Annotated in this window: 19 protein-coding genes; 7 read left to right on the forward strand and 12 right to left on the reverse strand. The window is 45.5% G+C overall.

The genetic code is table 11. The annotated features are described in order from the left end of the window. Window positions 1-3 precede the first annotated feature (3 nt). The 5 genes from CKQ84_RS02530 to CKQ84_RS02550 all read right to left on the reverse strand — a co-directional run bounded on the left by CKQ84_RS02530 (window position 4) and on the right by CKQ84_RS02550 (window position 4,242). A complete protein-coding gene (locus CKQ84_RS02530) occupies window positions 4-957 on the reverse strand; it encodes a D-2-hydroxyacid dehydrogenase (RefSeq protein ID WP_105249988.1) in 954 nt (317 codons plus the stop codon). 35 nt (window positions 958-992) lie between these two features. Then, window positions 993-1,625: an outer membrane beta-barrel protein gene (locus CKQ84_RS02535; RefSeq protein WP_028761520.1), complete on the reverse strand. Its 633-nt coding sequence runs from the start codon at window positions 1,623-1,625 to the stop codon at window positions 993-995. Between the two features lie 41 nt (window positions 1,626-1,666). Next, a complete protein-coding gene (gene djlA / locus CKQ84_RS02540; protein ID WP_105249989.1) occupies window positions 1,667-2,455 on the reverse strand; it encodes a co-chaperone DjlA in 789 nt (262 codons plus the stop codon). Between the two features lie 69 nt (window positions 2,456-2,524). Further along, on the reverse strand, window positions 2,525-3,202 hold the full coding sequence (gene murU, locus CKQ84_RS02545) for an N-acetylmuramate alpha-1-phosphate uridylyltransferase MurU (protein ID WP_105249990.1): 678 nt from the start codon (window positions 3,200-3,202) through the stop codon (window positions 2,525-2,527). Further along, window positions 3,199-4,242 (reverse strand): aminoglycoside phosphotransferase family protein, encoded by a 1,044-nt coding sequence (locus tag CKQ84_RS02550; RefSeq protein WP_105249991.1) that lies wholly within the window; start codon window positions 4,240-4,242, stop codon window positions 3,199-3,201. The genes murU and CKQ84_RS02550 overlap by 4 nt, the downstream gene beginning before the upstream one ends. A gap of 159 nt (window positions 4,243-4,401) precedes the next feature. Between CKQ84_RS02550 and lptD the strand changes: the two genes are divergently transcribed. The 7 genes from lptD to CKQ84_RS02590 all read left to right on the forward strand — a co-directional run bounded on the left by lptD (window position 4,402) and on the right by CKQ84_RS02590 (window position 13,455). Then, complete coding sequence (lptD, locus tag CKQ84_RS02555) at window positions 4,402-6,699, forward strand: LPS assembly protein LptD (protein ID WP_105249992.1); 2,298 nt, start codon at window positions 4,402-4,404, stop codon at window positions 6,697-6,699. Window positions 6,700-6,941: 242 nt separating this feature from the next. Continuing rightward, complete coding sequence (surA, locus tag CKQ84_RS02565; RefSeq protein ID WP_105249993.1) at window positions 6,942-8,246, forward strand: peptidylprolyl isomerase SurA; 1,305 nt, start codon at window positions 6,942-6,944, stop codon at window positions 8,244-8,246. Between the two features lie 6 nt (window positions 8,247-8,252). Then, window positions 8,253-9,239, forward strand: a complete 987-nt coding sequence (pdxA, locus tag CKQ84_RS02570) for a 4-hydroxythreonine-4-phosphate dehydrogenase PdxA (protein ID WP_105249994.1) — start codon at window positions 8,253-8,255, stop codon at window positions 9,237-9,239. 15 nt (window positions 9,240-9,254) lie between these two features. Continuing rightward, window positions 9,255-10,061: a 16S rRNA (adenine(1518)-N(6)/adenine(1519)-N(6))-dimethyltransferase RsmA gene (gene rsmA / locus CKQ84_RS02575; protein WP_028761527.1), complete on the forward strand. Its 807-nt coding sequence runs from the start codon at window positions 9,255-9,257 to the stop codon at window positions 10,059-10,061. Window positions 10,062-10,109: 48 nt separating this feature from the next. Further along, window positions 10,110-10,490: a Co2+/Mg2+ efflux protein ApaG gene (gene apaG / locus CKQ84_RS02580; protein ID WP_028761528.1), complete on the forward strand. Its 381-nt coding sequence runs from the start codon at window positions 10,110-10,112 to the stop codon at window positions 10,488-10,490. 21 nt (window positions 10,491-10,511) lie between these two features. Beyond that, complete coding sequence (locus tag CKQ84_RS02585) at window positions 10,512-11,336, forward strand: symmetrical bis(5'-nucleosyl)-tetraphosphatase (RefSeq protein ID WP_105249995.1); 825 nt, start codon at window positions 10,512-10,514, stop codon at window positions 11,334-11,336. 97 nt (window positions 11,337-11,433) lie between these two features. Next, a complete protein-coding gene (locus CKQ84_RS02590; RefSeq protein ID WP_105249996.1) occupies window positions 11,434-13,455 on the forward strand; it encodes a methyl-accepting chemotaxis protein in 2,022 nt (673 codons plus the stop codon). A 235-nt stretch (window positions 13,456-13,690) separates the two neighbouring features. Here CKQ84_RS02590 and CKQ84_RS02595 read toward each other — a convergent pair whose 3' ends face one another. The 7 genes from CKQ84_RS02595 to rplU form a co-directional block, all read right to left on the reverse strand. Beyond that, the gene (locus CKQ84_RS02595) at window positions 13,691-14,104 is read right to left on the reverse strand and encodes a DUF3718 domain-containing protein (protein ID WP_105249997.1); all 414 of its coding nucleotides are present in this window, start codon (window positions 14,102-14,104) and stop codon (window positions 13,691-13,693) included. Between the two features lie 219 nt (window positions 14,105-14,323). After that, window positions 14,324-14,806, reverse strand: a complete 483-nt coding sequence (gene folA, locus CKQ84_RS02600) for a type 3 dihydrofolate reductase (RefSeq protein WP_028761532.1) — start codon at window positions 14,804-14,806, stop codon at window positions 14,324-14,326. Window positions 14,807-14,833: 27 nt separating this feature from the next. Then, window positions 14,834-15,307 (reverse strand): threonine/serine exporter family protein, encoded by a 474-nt coding sequence (locus CKQ84_RS02605; protein ID WP_105249998.1) that lies wholly within the window; start codon window positions 15,305-15,307, stop codon window positions 14,834-14,836. After that, a complete protein-coding gene (locus CKQ84_RS02610; protein ID WP_105249999.1) occupies window positions 15,304-16,065 on the reverse strand; it encodes a threonine/serine exporter family protein in 762 nt (253 codons plus the stop codon). The genes CKQ84_RS02605 and CKQ84_RS02610 overlap by 4 nt, the downstream gene beginning before the upstream one ends. A 27-nt stretch (window positions 16,066-16,092) precedes the next feature. Beyond that, window positions 16,093-17,262, reverse strand: a complete 1,170-nt coding sequence (gene cgtA, locus CKQ84_RS02615) for an Obg family GTPase CgtA (protein ID WP_105250000.1) — start codon at window positions 17,260-17,262, stop codon at window positions 16,093-16,095. Between the two features lie 214 nt (window positions 17,263-17,476). Beyond that, window positions 17,477-17,731 (reverse strand): 50S ribosomal protein L27, encoded by a 255-nt coding sequence (gene rpmA, locus CKQ84_RS02620; RefSeq protein WP_006080527.1) that lies wholly within the window; start codon window positions 17,729-17,731, stop codon window positions 17,477-17,479. Window positions 17,732-17,745: 14 nt separating this feature from the next. Continuing rightward, entirely contained in the window at window positions 17,746-18,057 is a 312-nt protein-coding gene (rplU, locus tag CKQ84_RS02625; protein WP_006080526.1) for a 50S ribosomal protein L21, read from the reverse strand. Between the last annotated feature and the right edge of the window lie 81 nt (window positions 18,058-18,138).

Consider the following 18,138-nt stretch of genomic DNA (forward strand, 5'->3'; position numbering starts at 1 on the left):
GCTTTACTTGTTCACGCAGTTAATCACTTCCCCCTTCAAATAACCGTTCAAATTCGCCACTGCGATATTGAGTAGACTTTGCCTTGCTTCCTTCGTCGCCCACGCATTATGCGGGCTGATGCTGATATTAGGCGCATGCAGTAAGGGATTATCTGCAGTGGGCGGCTCGGTCGATAACACATCCACGCCGGCAAATAACTTGCCTTGAGCCAGCGCAGCAGCAAGCGCGACTTCATCAATTAATCCACCGCGCGCTGTATTAATCAGCAACGCATTAGGCTTCATCAAGGCAAGGGTTTGTTGATTGATAAATTGCTCAGTTTCTGGAGTAAGCGGACAATGGAGCGAAATAATATCTGATTCGCTAAGCACAGTATCACGTTGCGCCCACGTCACGCCTTGGGGTAAATCCTTGATGATTGAACGAGTATTGACAAGAACTTTCATCCCGAATGCGAGGGCGAGTGTTCCCACCTGCTGACCGATATCGCCATAACCTATTAAGCCTAAAGTCTTGCCTTTTAAAGATTGCAACGGCATTAAAGTAAAACAAAAATCTTGGCAGTTCACCCACTGGCCATCGACCACAGCTTGATGATGGGCGGCCACGGCTTGGGTGTGATGCAGAATATGGGCAAACACCATTTGCGCAACGGCATCAGGCGCATAAGCGGGCACATTAGTGACCACTATACCTTGCGCTTTAGCTGCCGCGATATCGACAACGTTCGTGCCCGTGGCCAATACGCCTATGTATTTGAGACTAGGAAGCTGTGCTAGCGTCTTTGCAGTCAACGGCGTTTTATTGGTGAGAATGACTTCAGCACCTTGGGCTCGCGCGACAATATCAGTGCCACTCGTGCGGGAAAAACACGCAAACTCGCCTAATTCATTTAAGGATTGCCAGCTGAGATCGCCAGGATTTAAGGTTTCACCATCAAGTACGACTATTTTCATGCCACTAAATCTCCTTTTAAGACGATGCGTTAAATCTAAAAACTGACTTTGAGCCCAAGGTTAGCCTGAGCCTGCCACATCACATCCGACGTAATGTGCCATAGGCATTCATCTTCATTGCAAAACAGCGAAGTGTCACTGTTGATAAAAGTCGCATAACCCCGAATATCCGCAAACAGGCCAAAGTGTGGCGTCACTTGATACTCTACCCCGCCACCAATCCCCATGGAGAAACGCGTTTCGCTCGACCAACCGCTAGGCAGCATGCGGGTGATCCCCGCGCTGGCAGTGACATAGGGCTGGATATCGCCACGGGGGAAATATAAAGTGCCACCCAAGTGGATGTAATCTAAATCTAACGAGGTAAGAAAGTCTGGCGTAAACAAGCCGCCACTTTTCAGTTCAGAGGCTTGATGACTATATAAAAGATAAATATTACCGGGATCATTGGTGCCAATACCCACCATCAAACCGTAATGACTCGACTCCTCGACTTTCACATCGGCCTTATCACCCGTTTGATCTGTGTTGACCTCATATTGATTCACATCAAATTGACCGCCCCCCAGACTATAACCACCAAAAGGAGCGATAAACACCTCGGCCTGCGTAGACATAGCCACAGGTAACAAACTCGCCAACAGCAACAAACGGTAAGTGTTTTTCATAATGAATTCCTTATCTTTTACAAAAACCAATTTAATCAAGGCTAACGCATACCGCGCTCAGACTTGACTCTGTCATAGGCTGCTTGAATATCCCGAGCCTTACGATTAGCTAGCTCCATCATTTCCGGTGGTAACCCTTTCGCCACTAACTTATCGGGATGATGTTCATTCATCAATTTACGGTAAGCCCGTTTAACTTCTTGGTCGCTAGCTTCGTTCGTAATGCCAAGTAAACTGTAGGCATCAGTAATCGATGTTTTATTGCCACTCGATGTTTGATGGAAACGAAACTCCGCCTGCCAGCGTTTAAGTAATTCATCTAACTGCGCTCGACCATAACCTAACTCTTGAGCAATCGTCATCAAGATAGCGTGCTCAGCAGGATCCAATTCACCATCAGACAGTGCCGTTTGGATCTGGATTTCGATGAACATCTGCACTAACTCTTTGCGTCCCATCGTAATAACACGAAAAGCTTGTAAGCTGCTACGTAGATCAAAATCCGCCGATTTACCCTCACGAAATGCCTGTTGCGCCTCTTTACGGGCTTCCCCCGTTAAACGCATTTGATCCATTAATAAGGTCGCAATGCGAATATCGGTTTCGGTAACATGTCCTGATGCTTTCGCCACATGCCCCATTACTGCAAATGTGGTATTAAAGAAAATGGCTTGGCGATTCTTAGCCTGCCCTAGAATCTGTCGAAAACCCACGCCCGATGCTGCACGCTTATCGTAAAGATGACCGAGCCACAAACCTAGCAGCGCACCAAAAATACGGCCGAACATAAAGCCAATGACAAATCCAAAAAACTTACCCCAAAGCCGCATCTTATTTCCTGATTTCTATTATGTATTTGATGCACTAGCTTAATCCTATGGATATGCCAGCACCGAAATTTACTTGTTACTTTGTAACCTTAGTTCAAGCGCTTGCAATCGTGCAATGGTACCGACATCACACCAAAATCCATTAAACAAGGCACCACTAACTCTGTCTTGAGCCATTTGCGATCTCAACAACGGACCCAGTGCAAAGGCGCTCTGCGGCGTGTCATGAAATAGCGCAGGGTGATAAATGCCCATGCCCGAAAACGTGTGCTTAACATCGCCACGCTCCTGCACTTGATGACCATTCAAAGCAAAATCGCCATTTGGATGCTGCTCAGGATTAGGCACTAACCATAAGTGAGCGAGCCTATCCGCAGCCAGTTGCGTGATTGGCGGTAAAGCATCAATAAACACATCACCATTAATCACTAAAAAAGGTTCGTCGCTTCCGTCCTCACACAATAAAGGCAAAGCGCGTTTAATGCCGCCGCCGGTTTCAAGCGCACTCTCTTCAGCGCTATACCGAATGCGCACCCCAAAAGTGCTGCCATCGCCCAGTGCTTCAACTAACTTATGCCCTAGCCAAGCATGGTTGATGACGATATCGACTATGCCTATCGCGGCAAGTTTTTCAATATGATAAACAATCAGTGGCTTACCTAACACTGGCACCATAGGTTTAGGCAAACTGTCCGTTAACGGCCGTAACCTTTCCCCTCGTCCAGCGGCCAAGATCATGGCTTTCATTGCTTAACCTCAGATGAAGACTGACTCACACTAAACGCAGGTAACACACGACGAGTTAACCAGTGTGCAAATGGCACGAGTTCGGGATACTGCAGCGAGATGTCGACAATATACGTTAATGTCAGTGGAATATCCGCCATATACGCAGGTTTACTATCGCGATAATTTAACCGTGCAAAAATCCCCACAGCCTTAATGTGGCGCTGTAAGCCCATGAGATCAAACCAAGTTTGATATTGCTCAAAAGGAGTCTGTGCGGGAATAAAACCAAGCGCTAATGCTTGCTGATAATGATACCGCATCAAGTCTGCAACTAACGGCTGCGGCCAACGAATATAACAATCGCGTAGTAGTGATACCGCATCGTAAGTCACAGGACCAACGACAGCATCCTGAAAATCAATCACGCACAGCTTGTCAGCTTGCAGCATAAGATTACGGCTATGGAAATCCCTATGCATTCCCACACTAGGCTGAGATAGCGCATTGCCGACGAGGCGATCAAAAGTATCATTCAGCAATTGCAACTCAGCAGCGTCCAAAGACAAATTAAGATGTGTTCCTAACAGCCACTCAGTAAAGATGTGTAATTCACGGCGCACAAAGGCTTCATCGTAGTTAGGTAATGCCTGAACTAAACCGCTATCAAGATTCTTGCACTCAATCACAGCGGCCACTTGCGGTAATAAATCGAGCGCCTGACGGTAAAACCCTTCCACATTTTGTACCGTCAATACAGATAAGAGTTGGGTATCGCCCAAATCACTCATCAACATAAAACCCAAATCGGCATCGGCGTGGATTACTTTTGGAACTGTCAGTCCCACGGCTGAATAAGCATTCGACAGTGCAATAAAGGGGGCGATAGGCACTAACTGAGGCGGTGAATCGGCGGCGATAAAGGTGGCATCGGGCATCGAAATCCGAAAGTAACGCCTAAAACTTGCGTCTCCGGAAATCAACACAGGCATCACCTCACAGGAAAAATAAGCATTCAGCCACTGATTAAGGGAAAGAAATCTCGGATCGGATAAAGTCATTTCATGGCTCTTAAAGAAAAATTGCTTTATTATAGCTGGCATAGAATTTGGAAACAGCTAAGAAATTGAGAGATTTATTAAGCGATGTTGCGTTTGTCAATTGCAACTTTCCCCATCCATACTTGTCCAGAATAAGAAATCATAATTACTGACCTAAAGATGCAGATCCGATACCTTCTGGCCCTGAGCCTGTTACCGCAATTAGTCCTGGCAGACGACTCTCTAACCGCTTCGGCATCCCAATGCTTAATCGAACCGCCAGTACCCCGTATCGTATCTCAAACCCAAGGGATGAGTGCGGCTGAACTCAACAAAATTCGTATTGCGTCTGATAACACCAATGCCGAAATGGGGAAGCAGGCGATTTTCCGTGGCGATGTGGTTTTTAGCCAAGGCGATAGGCACATAGCAGCCGATGAGGCGATTTTAGATCAAGCTACTGAACAGTTTGATGCCAATGGTAATTTAGTCTTTCAAGACAGTAACTTCACCGTTACAGCCGAATCCTTACAAGCTCAAATGCGGACAAACCGTGCCACCCTTAAAGGCGCACAATATTGGATCCATGGCCAACAAGTTCACGGTGATGCCGAAAAACTGCAAATTACTATCAATAACAATTTAATTTTAACGAATACCAACTTCACTACTTGCCCTCCTGACAATGTGTCTTGGCTACTCGAGGCCGAAAAGATCAAGATCAACAGTGAAGAAGAATGGGGCGAAATTTGGAATGCCAAACTAAGAATTGGCGGTGTACCTGTATTCTATATACCCTACATGACAGTCCCCGTTTCAGACAAACGTAAATCTGGCTTTCTCTACCCTAGTTTTAGCACTAGCACTACAGATGGTGTCGAAATTTCTGCACCTTATTATTGGAATATTGCCCCAGAGTACGATTTAACATTTACGCCTAGCTATATGTCAAACCGTGGTTTATTCACTAAAACAGAGTTTGGTTATCTGGCGGGTGCAGCCCAAAATGGCCGAGTCAATTTAGAATATCTAGGCAATGACCAATTGATCGATGGTAGCCCGAATCGCTACTTATATAACTGGCAGCATCAAGGGGCGATCGACAAAAATTGGCGCGTATTAGCGAATTTTACCGATGTATCAGATAACAATTATTTCAATGACTTAAAGTCAGATGTTAACCGTGCAACCGATAACCAGTTATCACGCATAGGTGAAATCAGCTACTTCGAAAGTAACTGGGATCTAAGCACCCGAGTACAAGATATTAAAGTACTGGGTGAGGATGAAAAACCATATCAAGTCATGCCTCAGGTTAACTTTAACTATCGCGCTGCTGATTTTTGGAACAATTTAGATTTTGGTTTCAATTCGGAGCTAACGAATTTTGCCCATCAGGACAACAATGTTAATACGGCGACTCGTTTGTACATGTCACCAAGCGTAACTCTGCCAATACATGGGCCTTCAGGCTCGCTCACCAGTCAAGTTAAGTTGATGCAGACCAATTATTGGCAGCATAACGAAGATCCAGACATAGTTGTTGACGACACAGTGAATCGCACCATCCCGCAGGTACGGATTAATGGTCAAATCAACTTCGAACGTTTTACTGAGCTTTTCGATCAAAACTACCGCCAAACGCTCGAGCCACAATTTCAATATCTTTATGTCGGCTACGAAGATCAACGCAACATAGGCATTTATGATACGGCTCAATTACAGGACGACTACTTTGGTCTATTCCGTGATCGTCGCTTCTCGGGTCTGGATCGGATTTCCGATGCAAATCAAGTCACTCTAGGTGTTACTACACGCCTGTTTGATAGTCACAACCAAGAAGCCACTAAATTCAGCCTAGGACAAATTTTTTACCTGCAAGACAGTAAAGTCGGTTACGAAGACAGTATTTTTGAGTCTAATCAATCAACTTCAGTACTTGCTGCAGAGTTAGATACCCGCTTGTCCCATGATTGGTATATGGGGGCTGCGATTCAGTACGATACCAACACCAGTGACAATAAAAAATCTGAAGTCACCTTAGATTTCAGACCTGAAGCGAATAAATTACTGCAATTTAGCTATCGCTATGTCCCTGATTTATTGAACTCAAATACCAATGATACAGTGAACATCTCCCAAGCGGGCGTTCGTGGCGCTTGGCCAATCAGTGACGACCTCTACTTTGTTGGTAATTGGTATTATGACCTTAACGAAAGTCGCAGTATTGAAACTTACACAGGTATCCAGTACGAATCATGCTGTTACGCAGTAAGACTTAGTTATCATTACCGCATTAAAACCAACTATGACGACAACATAGGTTCTGCCACAATTGATCCTCGCGAACAGTTTGATAGTGGTATCTACCTGAACTTAATCATTAAGGGACTCGGTGGTTCTGGCCCATTAGGCGTATCCGATATGCTCAATGACGGCCTGTTTAACTACAGAAAACCGCTTTATCTGAGGAATTAGCAAAGAATTGTGATAGATTGCTGAACCTCAACAAGGACTCAGAGTCCAAACAGATTAATGAGTGCTTTACCGTTCACCTTTTGCTAAAGCGAATAAAAGCGGATCTTAAGGTCTAACCTTGCACTCAAATGCGTCGCCAAAAAATTACATTAGGGCAACTCACTGTAATTTCGATATAAATGGTAAAGTTATTTCAATTAAGCCGTCGAACCTGACCTTAGAACGTGCCAAGGATTTTGTGGATGAAACCCAGTAAACATCTGATTTTTGCTTTATTTGCACTCGCGATCAGCCAACCTACATTGGCCGCACCCCAGCCGCTAGACCGCGTTGCAGTCCAAATTAACGACGGCATAGTGCTCGAAAGTGAAATCACTAACATGATTGACACTGTTAAAGCGAATGCCAAAGCAGCAAACCAATCGTTACCTTCTGACAGTGCCCTGCGCACTCAGGTGATTGAGCGTTTAATCTTAACTCGCCTACAATTGCAAATGGCTAGTCGTATAGGGCTGAATATTGGTGACTTACAACTAGACCAAGCGATTGAAAACATCGCGCGCGAACAAAAAATGTCTGTCGCGCAGATGCAACAAAAAATTGAAAGCGAAGGTTTAAGTTTCAGCCAATACCGAGAACAATTGCGCGAAGAAATCACTCTAGGTGAAATTCAACGTATTCAAGTACAACGCCGCATTCAAGTATCACCACAGGAAATTACTAGCCTAGTCAAACTCATCCAAGAACAAGGGATGAAAGATGTGGAATACCAAATTGGCCATATCCTGATTGACGTGCCTAATAACCCCACCAGTGAACAACTCGAAGCATCAAGCAAACGCGCCAATATCGTATTAGAACGTTTGAAGAGTGGTGAGGATTTCCGTCGTACCGCTATCGCTTCTTCTTCAGGTCCTAAGGCACTCGAAGGCGGTATTTGGGATTATATGAACATCAACGAAATGCCAACTCTGTTCGCCGAAGTGATTAACGGTGCGAAAATGGGTGACATTATCGGCCCGATTAAGAGTGGTGCAGGTTTCCATATTATTAAGATCATGGATGCTCGCGGCCTACAAACCAAAGAAATCGAAGAAGTTAGAGCGCGCCACATTTTGCTCAAGCCATCGCCGATCCTGTCAGAAGACCGCGCTAAAGCCATGCTTGAGCAATTCCTGAAGCAAATCCGCTCAGGTGAAGCTAAGTTTGAAGACCTAGCGCGTCAGTATTCAGAGGATCCTGGTTCGGCCACAAAAGGTGGTGAATTAGGTTGGGCAGAACCAAGCATTTACGTACCTGAGTTTGCTCAAACGCTCAACAGTTTGAAAAACGACCAAATTAGTGAGCCATTCCGTACGACTCACGGTTGGCATATCACTCAGTTAGAAGAACGCAGAAAAACCGACGCCACGGATCAGTTCAATAGCAACCGTGCGCACCAGTTGATCTTCCGTCGCAAATTTAACGAAGAACTGCAAAACTGGCTAGACGAAATGCGTTCAGACGCATACATTGAAATCTTCCAGCCAGAGACCAATCGAGGTTAATTCTAATTGAGCACTAAACGTATTGCCGTTACCCCAGGCGAACCCGCAGGTATTGGCCCCGATTTAGTCGTACAACTCGCTCAGCAGGCTTGGCCTGCTGAGTTAGTCGTTTGTGCGGATCCAGAATTACTTGCGAGCCGCGCGAAACGACTCGGTTTGCAAGTGACTTTCCGCCCTTACCAGCCAAATCAAGCTCCTAAACCGCAAGAAGCGGGCACATTAACCATAGCGCCCTTTAAATTAGTGAGCGAGTCGATTTGCGGTCAGCTCGATGAGCAAAACAGCACTTATGTAGTTGAAACCTTGCGTTATGCGGGCGAGAAAAACATGAGTGGCGAGTTTGATGCTGTCGTGACAGGTCCAGTGCATAAAGGCATTATCAATCAAGCAGGTATTTCCTTTAGTGGCCATACTGAGTTTTTTGCCCATCAAGCAAATTGCCCCGATGTAGTGATGATGCTGGCAACGCCGGGTTTGCAAGTGGCACTCGTGACCACCCATATTCCTCTGGCCTATGTTGCAAAAGCTATAACGCGTCAACGCTTACAGCATATTATCAAGATTCTACATGCCGATCTCATCAGCAAATTTGGCATAGTTTCACCGAAAATTTATGTCTGTGGTCTCAATCCACACGCAGGTGAAGACGGCCATTTAGGGCGTGAAGAAATCGACGTGATTATTCCTGCACTCAACGAGTTGCGAGAAGAGTTCCAGATGAATATTGTCGGCCCATTACCGGCCGATACTCTGTTCCAACCTAAATATTTACAGGACGCCGATGTCGTCTTGGCCATGTACCATGACCAAGGACTTCCCGTTCTCAAGTCACAAGGATTTGGCAAATCGGTAAACATCACCTTAGGTTTACCTTATATTCGTACCTCGGTTGACCACGGTACGGCGCTCGATCTCGCGGGTACAGGCAAGGCCGATATTGGCAGTTTTGTCTGTGCTCTGAATAAAGCCATTGAGTTATCCTCAAAGAACTAAACGATTACATTATTAATGAGCAACAAAGTACATTTAGGCCACACGGCCAGAAAGCGTTTCGGACAAAACTTCCTTACCGACGGCAATGTGATTGACCGCATTGTGGGTGCAATTGCACCCGATAATCACCATGTGATGGTCGAAATCGGCCCAGGCCTTGGTGCCTTAACTGAACCTGTAGCCGATGCTGTGGATAATCTGACTGTCGTCGAACTCGACCGCGATCTGGTTGAACGCTTACATCAACACCCAGTCCTTAAAAATAAACTGACTATTCACCAAGGTGATGCACTGCAGTTTGATTTTGGCCAACTGAGTGTGCCTGGCAAAAAAATGAAAGTATTCGGTAACTTACCTTACAATATTTCAACGCCACTGATGTTCCACCTGTTCGAATTTGCAGAACAGATTGAAACGATGCACTTTATGCTACAAAAAGAAGTAGTCCTGCGTCTATCGGCAAGCCCAGGCTGTAAAGCCTATGGCCGTTTAACGGTCATGGCACAATACTTCTGCCAAGTGGTTCCGGTTCTCGAAGTGCCGCCCCACAGCTTTACCCCTGCACCTAAAGTGGACTCAGCAGTCGTACGCTTATTGCCATACGCTGTAAAGCCGTTCCCTTGTAAAGATGTGACCGTACTGCGCCACCTTTGTACTACCGCATTCAACATGCGTCGTAAGACTCTGCGTAATAACTTAAAGCACATGTTATCTGACGATGAGTTCGAGCAGTTAGGGATTGACTCAAGTCAACGCCCAGAACAGATTAGCGTGCAGCAGTATGTTGCTATGGCTAACATGGTTTGCGATAAGAAAGCATAAATATGTCAGGGCACTTAGGTGCCCTTAGACCAGAGCCTAGGAACAAGAATGAGCGCATTGGACACCTCCATTCGGGTCGAAGTCAAAACTGAGTATATAGAGCAGCAGTCCTCGCCCGAGGATGAAAAGTACCTCTTCAGTTACACCATCACTATCATCAATTTAGGTGAGCAAGCGGCTAAACTTGAAACTCGTCACTGGATAATCACTGATGCCAATGGCAACACCAGTGAAGTCCAAGGTGCCGGTGTTGTCGGTGAAACGCCAACCATAGCGCCGAATACTGCCTATCAATACACCAGTGGTACTGTGCTCGATACGCCACTTGGCATAATGCACGGCACTTATGGTATGGTCAGCGAATCGGGTGAGCGTTTCCAGGCGACAATCCGTCCCTTCCGTTTAGCGACCCCAGGCTTACTACATTAATATCGTTAGGAAAGGGGTACTGTGGCGCATTATTTTGTTGGTGATATTCAAGGCTGTTTCGCTGAGTTACAAAAATTACTCGCTAAGGTCGATTTTAATCCTTCCCGCGATGAACTCTGGGCTGTAGGTGATCTTGTTGCACGTGGACCTGACTCCTTAGCTACGCTACGGTTTTTTCGCTCCTTAGGTGATTCCGCTAAAACGGTTTTAGGTAACCACGATCTCCATCTAATGGCATTACACGGTAAGCTCAAACGCGCTAAGCCCAGCGATAATCTCACTGAAATTCTAGAATCCCCCGATATCTCAGCCTCCATTGACTGGCTGAGACAACAACCTCTTATGCGTGAATTACCTGAACACCAACTCATTATGAGTCATGCGGGTGTACCACCTCAGTGGTCGCTGGAGGTATTAAGAGAAGAATCCGCACTCGTCAGTCGCGCCCTCAAGCACGATGATTATCTTGAGACATTAATAAGCCAAATGTATTCAGATACCGCAGAGCAATGGGATCCAAGTGCAACTGGCATAGAACGCTTACGTTATTGCATCAATGCATTAACACGCATGCGCTATCTTTATGTCGATGGCCGACTTGATTTTGATTGCAAACAACCTCCTGAAAACTGTACTAATCCACAACTCAAACCTTGGTTTGAGTTTGCTTCGCCGCTGCGCCAGAGTCATACCTTAGTATTTGGCCATTGGGCTGCGTTGATGGGCAAGGTCGACGATACTAAATTAAAGGCTTTAGATACAGGCTGTTGCTGGGGTGAACACTTAACCTTATGGCATCTTGAAAAAGACCAAAAAATTACGCAAAAAAAGTTAAAAAAGAGTTAAACTAAAACAGCTTAAAGTCGATAACAGACTGAGCCGCCTAACCCTGAATATCACCCTGTTTTCATTTGGAAAAATATAATAAAAATCGGAGTATCCTATGAAATTTAATGTAGCCACCAGAGTGATTGGCGGATTTGGTATTGTTACACTTTTACTCGTGTTACTAGGATTTACATCTTATTTAACCAACAATAGCCTAAAAGCCAGCTCTGCTATGATGCAAGAATTAAGCTTGCCCGCGCTGAAATCGACAAACCACCTTAGTGAAGCATTGAGTGAGCAACAAAGACAAATCCTCATTGCCTATAACACCCCTAGATCGGCAAATATCCCGAATATTCGTAAAGTGTTCGAAGACCACGGGACTCAGTTCAAAAACGAAATTGCCACCCTCACTCAGTTAGTCAAGAGCCAGCAGAATCTATCTTCTTTAATTGCCCAATTAAGCGGCAGCTTTGCCACCTTTGAGCGAGATAGTATTGCCATGATCGCCGAACGTGAGGCCTCATTGAGCAAGCAAGAACAGCTCGTTGAACTAAAGAAAAAGCTCGAAAATGCCGCCGATGATGCCTCATCAGAACTGCTCGATATTGTTGATTTAGAAAGCAGTCAGAATCCCGATGAGCAGAGTCTTGCTGCATCAGCCAGCGCTATTGATACTAGTCTCGGAAATATCATCACCACTATTGCAGATTTAGTAACGAATGACGAAGACAGTAAGCACGAACTGATCTCAAAGGAACTTGACTACATTATCAGCGAAACCAAGAACAAACTTGAATATGTGAATCGTCACGGTCAAGGTATCGTCGAAGCGGATACCTTAAGCTCGGTCACTAAAGATATCGAAAAAGTATTAGCGCTCGTCACCGGTCCGCAATCTATGTTGCAGCTAAAATCGAGTCAGCTCTCCCACTCCAAAGAAGCTGTGATAAAACTTGGCATTATCGAAAATGATGTGAAAGTCATTAATTCCAACATGAATGATGTCAGCGATAACATCGAACTTGTTGCCGCAAACATGAGTAATGACACCATAGCCAAGATTGACTCAGCCAGCATACAAACCATGATTGTCGTGTTAATAGCAATCGTTGTCGCTGTGATTGTGAGTTTTGCTGTGGTGAATCCGTTAAAACGCTCACTCAGCCAAGTGAACAATGCCCTGAACGTCTTAGCCTCAGGTAACCTTACCCATAAACTAGATGACTCTGGACACGATGAATTTGCCGAACTAGCAAAAAACTGTAATCGTCTCGTCGATAGCTTACGCAGTTTAATCATAGGTATTTTAGATAGGTCAAATCAACTTGCCGCGGCAGCCGAACAAACATCAGCAATCACAGCGCAAACCACCTCAGGCATACAAGAACAAAAAAGCCAAGTTGACCAAGTGGCTACTGCGACAACTGAACTTAGCTCTAGTGCTCAGCAGGTGTCTTTAAGTGCCAATCAAGCCCTTGAGCAAATCAAACAGGCTGATCAAGAAACTCAGCACATGCGTGCCATTGCACAAGAGAACAAACTGACTATTTTGGCTTTAGCCGATGAAGTGGCCAAAGCGGGTGTTGTGATTAATAAAGTGCAGTCGGACAGCGCCTCTATTGGCTCAATTTTGGATGTGATCCGTGGTATTGCAGAACAGACTAACCTACTCGCCCTTAACGCCGCTATTGAAGCCGCCCGTGCGGGTGAACAAGGTCGTGGTTTTGCGGTAGTTGCCGATGAAGTGCGTAGTTTAGCCTCACGCACTCAAGTGTCGACCCGAGAGATCCAACAGATGATCGAAGTGTTGCAGCAAGGTGCAGAGCAAGCCGTTGCCGCCATGGATATGGGGCGTGCTCAAGCCAACGCCTGTGTTGAAAAAACGGAGCAAGCCAACATTGCCCTCGAGACCATCAGCCAATCTGTGCATAAGGCCTATGATTCTGGCACCCATATCGCCCATGCTGCGCAGGAACAGAATTTAGTAAGCCAGCAAGTTTCTGAAAAACTAGAGCATATTGCAGCAATTTCAGAAGAAACCGCTATCGGTGCAGATCAAACGGCTCAGTCTAGCCATCAAGTCGCCAAATTAGCCGAAGAACTCCAAGCTTCGGTCGGTGAATTTAGAGTCTAATGTTTATCACCACTAAAACCTAGGGTCGCTTAGCGGCCCTTTCTTTTGAGACGAATTCACTTGCCTATCTTACTGACGACTCGAACTGTCCGGCCTTTGCACAAATTAAGGCCATAAAAAATGCCAAACTTAAGTTTGGCATTTTTATCTAGCTTAATGCTAGATACTTGATATTAGACGCTTAATATAACTTAGCAGTAAATAGAGCTAAAGTGCCGCTAAGTTCAAATCCGCATTACTCTTCTTCACCGCCCGCAGCAGCGCCAAGGCGCTCTTTCACTGCAGCGGTAATTGGGCTAGCACCATGACCGTTTGCTTCAGCCCAAGCTTGGATAGTCATCCCATCAGCTTCAGCAACACTCAATTCAGTCGCCGACAAACGCTTAGCCACAAACTCACCGGTATCGTTCGCACTCGCACCGTAAGCGGTGCGCAATAGACTTGCACCATCGCAACTGATACCACTGTAAATCTGACGTAACTTAACGCGGCTTTCTTTTAACTTTTTACGCAAGCGGTTTTTGTCGTTAGCTTTTACATAATCACAAAGACTCGCTACGAGTGGATCTTCCCCCGCAACAGCAGAGGTTGGTACAGCAATAGAACTAAATCCAATCAACGCAGCCAAGGCCACAGGCATAAGACGCATCCGATACTCCTTAATACTTTCTTATAGTTTTATTATCAATTCTGTATGGGCTGCATCTATTGTCTAAATGATATTGACCTCTTGGCTTTAGCTCTCGTTCGAAATCTAGGATAACGAAATAGGCTATCTCTTTCCGTGAAAACTAAATGTCCGATATGATGCAATACGTTAGATAAACTGACGCCCCATACACGCAGGGTACACAACAGAAGCTGCAATTTAACATTTTTTTACCAAATTGATAAAGCGATATTCCAAACCAGCCGCATTTATACTCGCCAAAGATTCAGTTTCCTTCCAAGTCCCATCGTCCCAGTGGGGGAAAAATGTATCGCCTTCCACCTCAAGATTGATTTGCGTCAAATATAAGATATCGGCGCAGGGCAATAACTCGGCATAAAGCTGGCCACCACCGATAACCACTAACTCTTCACACTCACCAGCAGCTTGTTTGGCTGCATCAAACGAGGTCACACAGGTCACGCCCTCAATCACAAGATCCGTTTGGCGTGAAATCACTATGTTATGTCGACCAGGAAGGGGCCTACCGATTGACTCAAAGGTCTTACGTCCCATCACAACAGGCTTGCCTAGGGTCATCGCTTTAAAGTGACGTAGATCTTCTGGAAGATGCCATGGCATTTTATTATCTTTTCCGATGACTCGATTGTTTGCCATCGCGGCTATCATAGCAATGCGCATGCTCACTCCTGTTTTATAGAAATAGAATTATTGAATGACGGGGCGGGTCCTGAAATACAGCAAACTCGGCATGGCCAAACCCACGGCTAACGCCCCTAGAATAAAGACGGTTTTGAGGCCATTACTAATCACTTGCCCCGTCAGTTCAGGACTGACTTGAGATTGAGCGGTCAATTGCACTAAGGCAATCACAGTATTAAATACATAAGTGCCTGGAATCATAGGAATAATCGCGGCGACAGCATACATTAAAGGTGGCGCTAAGTGGCGCTTACCAAACCCTATGGTAATAATCCCTACTAATGCCGCGGCGGCGAAGGTTGCCCACTCGATTGGCAGACCAAACTGTAACATTAAAGTACGGGAACTATGGCCAATGGCTCCCGCTAAAGCGCAGTAAGGAAGAAATCGTTTAGGAACATTAAATACCATAGCAAATCCTACGGCGGGGATGGCTGAGAAAAAAGCATCGTGCAAAAGAGCTATCAATAATTCCATCATAGGAAAATTCCGCCGATCTGCATCGCAATCGTAATCCCTATCACTGAAGAAACGGTCAGCAAAGTAGCATGACCCCAGCGGGATATACCGACACTCATGTGCCCTTTTACCATGTCGGAAATCGCATTAATCATCGGAAAACCCGGCACTAACATCAGCACACTCGCGGCCATAGCAGCCTTAGGCGTTTCACTTAACTCAAACAAATAACCCGTTTGAGCCAGCATACTGGTGACGAAAGCTGTGATGGCAAAATTGACTAATAAATTAAAATGCCGCTTAGCAATTGCTAAACGTACCGACATACCCACTGCCGCGGCAAAAAAAGTAATCACGCATGCAGTGAGATCGCCATTAAATAAATGACAGAAGCTAGCGCACGACAGGCCAATCATGAATACCACTAAGCTAGGAGGATAGGTTTTAGGTTCAATCCGCGCCAAGCGTTTACGCACTTCATTTGGGCCATACAACCCCTTTTCAGCGAGTAGACAGATACGTTGCAATTCACAGACGACTGTCATGTTAATACCATGCTCACGAATACGACGAGTAGTTGTGATACAGCGACCATGAACCAAACTGGTTAACACGAGGGAATTAGAGGAAATAGAGAGTTCTACGCTGGCAAGACCTAAAGCCTGACCTAGACGCTGGCTGATTTCTTCAACTAAATCAGATTCCGCGCCGTAGGCCAGTAGCAATTGTGCAGCACGCACAACTTGCCGAGTAATATCATTTTGAGTATCAGCGTACACAGAACTCTCAAAACTCAAAGATTACTATTATCTTTGGTAAATAACTTCTACGTCGTAGTCGTCATCATCAAAGTCGTCGTCATCATCTTCATCAACATAATCTTCATTCAATGAATCAAGGTTTGCTTGATGATAATTATCCCACTTGAACTCAACTTCACTATCTGGGTCGACTTCATTGTCTTCAGGTGGAAGACTCGCAATATAATCGAGGAGTTTTAATGCCAACTCACTGGTACCGTCGCGGTTATAGGCGGAGATAGTGTAAACATCGCCTTCCCAACCCATTTCTTTAACGATACGATCAACCTTCTCTTGCAGCTCTTCTTCAAGCAGCAGATCGGTTTTGTTAAAGACTAACCAACGTGGCTTACTCGCCAACTTTGGAGAGTATTTCTCAAGCTCACCTACGATAGCGCGCGCAGACTCAACCGGATCGGTTCCGTCAATCGGCTCAATATCTATGATGTGCAGCAGAATACGACAACGCTCAAGATGCTTTAAGAAGCGAATACCTAAACCCGCACCATCGGCAGCACCTTCGATGAGACCAGGAATGTCCGCAATCACAAAACTTTGCCCAGGACGTGGATTAACCACACCTAAGTTAGGCACCAGTGTTGTAAACGGATAATCAGCCACTTTCGGCGTTGCACGGGAAACCGCACGAATGAATGTCGACTTACCCGCGTTAGGCATGCCAAGCAAACCAACGTCAGCCAGCAGTAACAACTCTAATTTAAGGCTACGAACTTCACCAGGTGTCCCTAACGTCTTTTGACGTGGAGCACGGTTAGTACTGCTCTTAAAACGAGTGTTACCTAAACCATGGAAACCACCTTTGGCAACCAATAGCTTTTGACCGTGGGTTGTTAAATCCCCAAGGACTTCTTCAGTATCATGATCGACCGCGCGAGTACCAACAGGAACTTTTAAGATCAGATCTTTACCGCTATGACCAGTACAATCACGGCCACGACCATTTTCGCCACGTTCAGCCATGTGAAAACGTTCAAAACGGAACTCGATCAAAGTGTTGAAGTTTTCGTCAGCCTGCAGAAAAACACTGCCACCGTCGCCACCATCACCACCATCAGGACCACCATCAGGTACATACTTTTCGCGCCTAAAGCTAACACAACCGCTACCGCCGTCGCCTGCTTCGACCCTAATTACTGCCTCATCGACAAACTTCATACTTACTCCTGGCACCACTGAATGAAGCAATTATACCGTCTAACTTCATTGGTCGCCAAAAAACTCGAGATACTTTGCTTCCAATCTTACCTGTCAATGCTCATTCTTGGTAATCATTTACCAACTCAAGCATCTACACGGCGTAAATAGAAGCACAAAAAACAGAAAGCCCCACCAATGGCGGGGCTTTAACAGTATGAGCTAGGTTCGAAAGTTAAGCTTCGATGCTAATAAACTTACGGTTATTAGCGCCTTTAACTTCGAATTTAACTTTACCGTCAGTCAGAGCAAACAGAGTATGGTCACGACCAATACCTACGTTTACACCAGCGTGGAATTTAGTACCACGTTGACGAACAATAATGTTACCAGCTAGAACTGATTCACCGCCAAAGCGCTTAACACCTAGACGTTTACTTTCTGAATCGCGGCCGTTACGAGTAGAACCGCCAGCTTTTTTATGTGCCATGAGTTAGACTCCTATTATGCGTTGATAGCAGTAATTTTAACTTCAGTGAACCACTGACGGTGGCCCATTTTCTTGTCGTGGTGCTTACGACGACGGAACTTAACGATAGTAACTTTATCGCCACGACCGTGACTTACAACTTCAGCAACGACTTTACCGCCAGCTACTAAAGGAGCACCAACATGCACTGTTTCGCCATCAGCGATCAAAAGAACTTGATCGAACTCGATAGTTTCGCCAGTTGCAACTTCTAACTTCTCTAAACGTACTGTGTGGCCTTCAGCTACACGGTGTTGTTTACCACCACTTTGAAAAACAGCGTACATAGCTATTTTACTCCAATTCCTAACACGCGGGCTCATTCTTGGATGAGGCAGGGTGCTACAAAAACTTTATTGACAATGGGC

It is taken from the genome of Shewanella sp. WE21 (assembly GCF_002966515.1).
Taxonomy (GTDB): domain Bacteria; phylum Pseudomonadota; class Gammaproteobacteria; order Enterobacterales; family Shewanellaceae; genus Shewanella; species Shewanella oncorhynchi.

What these genes read in the sequence shown, in the direction of transcription:
- CKQ84_RS02535 (WP_028761520.1), bottom strand. Translation starts at nt 1,625, where the DNA reads ATGAAAAACACTTACCGTTTGTTGCTGTTGGCGAGTTTGTTACCTGTG.
- cgtA (WP_105250000.1), bottom strand. Translation starts at nt 17,262, where the DNA reads ATGAAGTTTGTCGATGAGGCAGTAATTAGGGTCGAAGCAGGCGACGGC.
- apaG (WP_028761528.1), top strand. Translation starts at nt 10,110, where the DNA reads ATGAGCGCATTGGACACCTCCATTCGGGTCGAAGTCAAAACTGAGTAT.
- lptD (WP_105249992.1), top strand. Translation starts at nt 4,402, where the DNA reads ATGCAGATCCGATACCTTCTGGCCCTGAGCCTGTTACCGCAATTAGTC.
- surA (WP_105249993.1), top strand. Translation starts at nt 6,942, where the DNA reads ATGAAACCCAGTAAACATCTGATTTTTGCTTTATTTGCACTCGCGATC.
- rpmA (WP_006080527.1), bottom strand. Translation starts at nt 17,731, where the DNA reads ATGGCACATAAAAAAGCTGGCGGTTCTACTCGTAACGGCCGCGATTCA.
- djlA (WP_105249989.1), bottom strand. Translation starts at nt 2,455, where the DNA reads ATGCGGCTTTGGGGTAAGTTTTTTGGATTTGTCATTGGCTTTATGTTC.
- CKQ84_RS02595 (WP_105249997.1), bottom strand. Translation starts at nt 14,104, where the DNA reads ATGCGTCTTATGCCTGTGGCCTTGGCTGCGTTGATTGGATTTAGTTCT.
- rsmA (WP_028761527.1), top strand. Translation starts at nt 9,255, where the DNA reads ATGAGCAACAAAGTACATTTAGGCCACACGGCCAGAAAGCGTTTCGGA.
- rplU (WP_006080526.1), bottom strand. Translation starts at nt 18,057, where the DNA reads ATGTACGCTGTTTTTCAAAGTGGTGGTAAACAACACCGTGTAGCTGAA.
- CKQ84_RS02605 (WP_105249998.1), bottom strand. Translation starts at nt 15,307, where the DNA reads ATGATGGAATTATTGATAGCTCTTTTGCACGATGCTTTTTTCTCAGCC.
- CKQ84_RS02530 (WP_105249988.1), bottom strand. Translation starts at nt 957, where the DNA reads ATGAAAATAGTCGTACTTGATGGTGAAACCTTAAATCCTGGCGATCTC.
- CKQ84_RS02550 (WP_105249991.1), bottom strand. Translation starts at nt 4,242, where the DNA reads ATGACTTTATCCGATCCGAGATTTCTTTCCCTTAATCAGTGGCTGAAT.
- murU (WP_105249990.1), bottom strand. Translation starts at nt 3,202, where the DNA reads ATGAAAGCCATGATCTTGGCCGCTGGACGAGGGGAAAGGTTACGGCCG.
- folA (WP_028761532.1), bottom strand. Translation starts at nt 14,806, where the DNA reads ATGCGCATTGCTATGATAGCCGCGATGGCAAACAATCGAGTCATCGGA.
- CKQ84_RS02590 (WP_105249996.1), top strand. Translation starts at nt 11,434, where the DNA reads ATGAAATTTAATGTAGCCACCAGAGTGATTGGCGGATTTGGTATTGTT.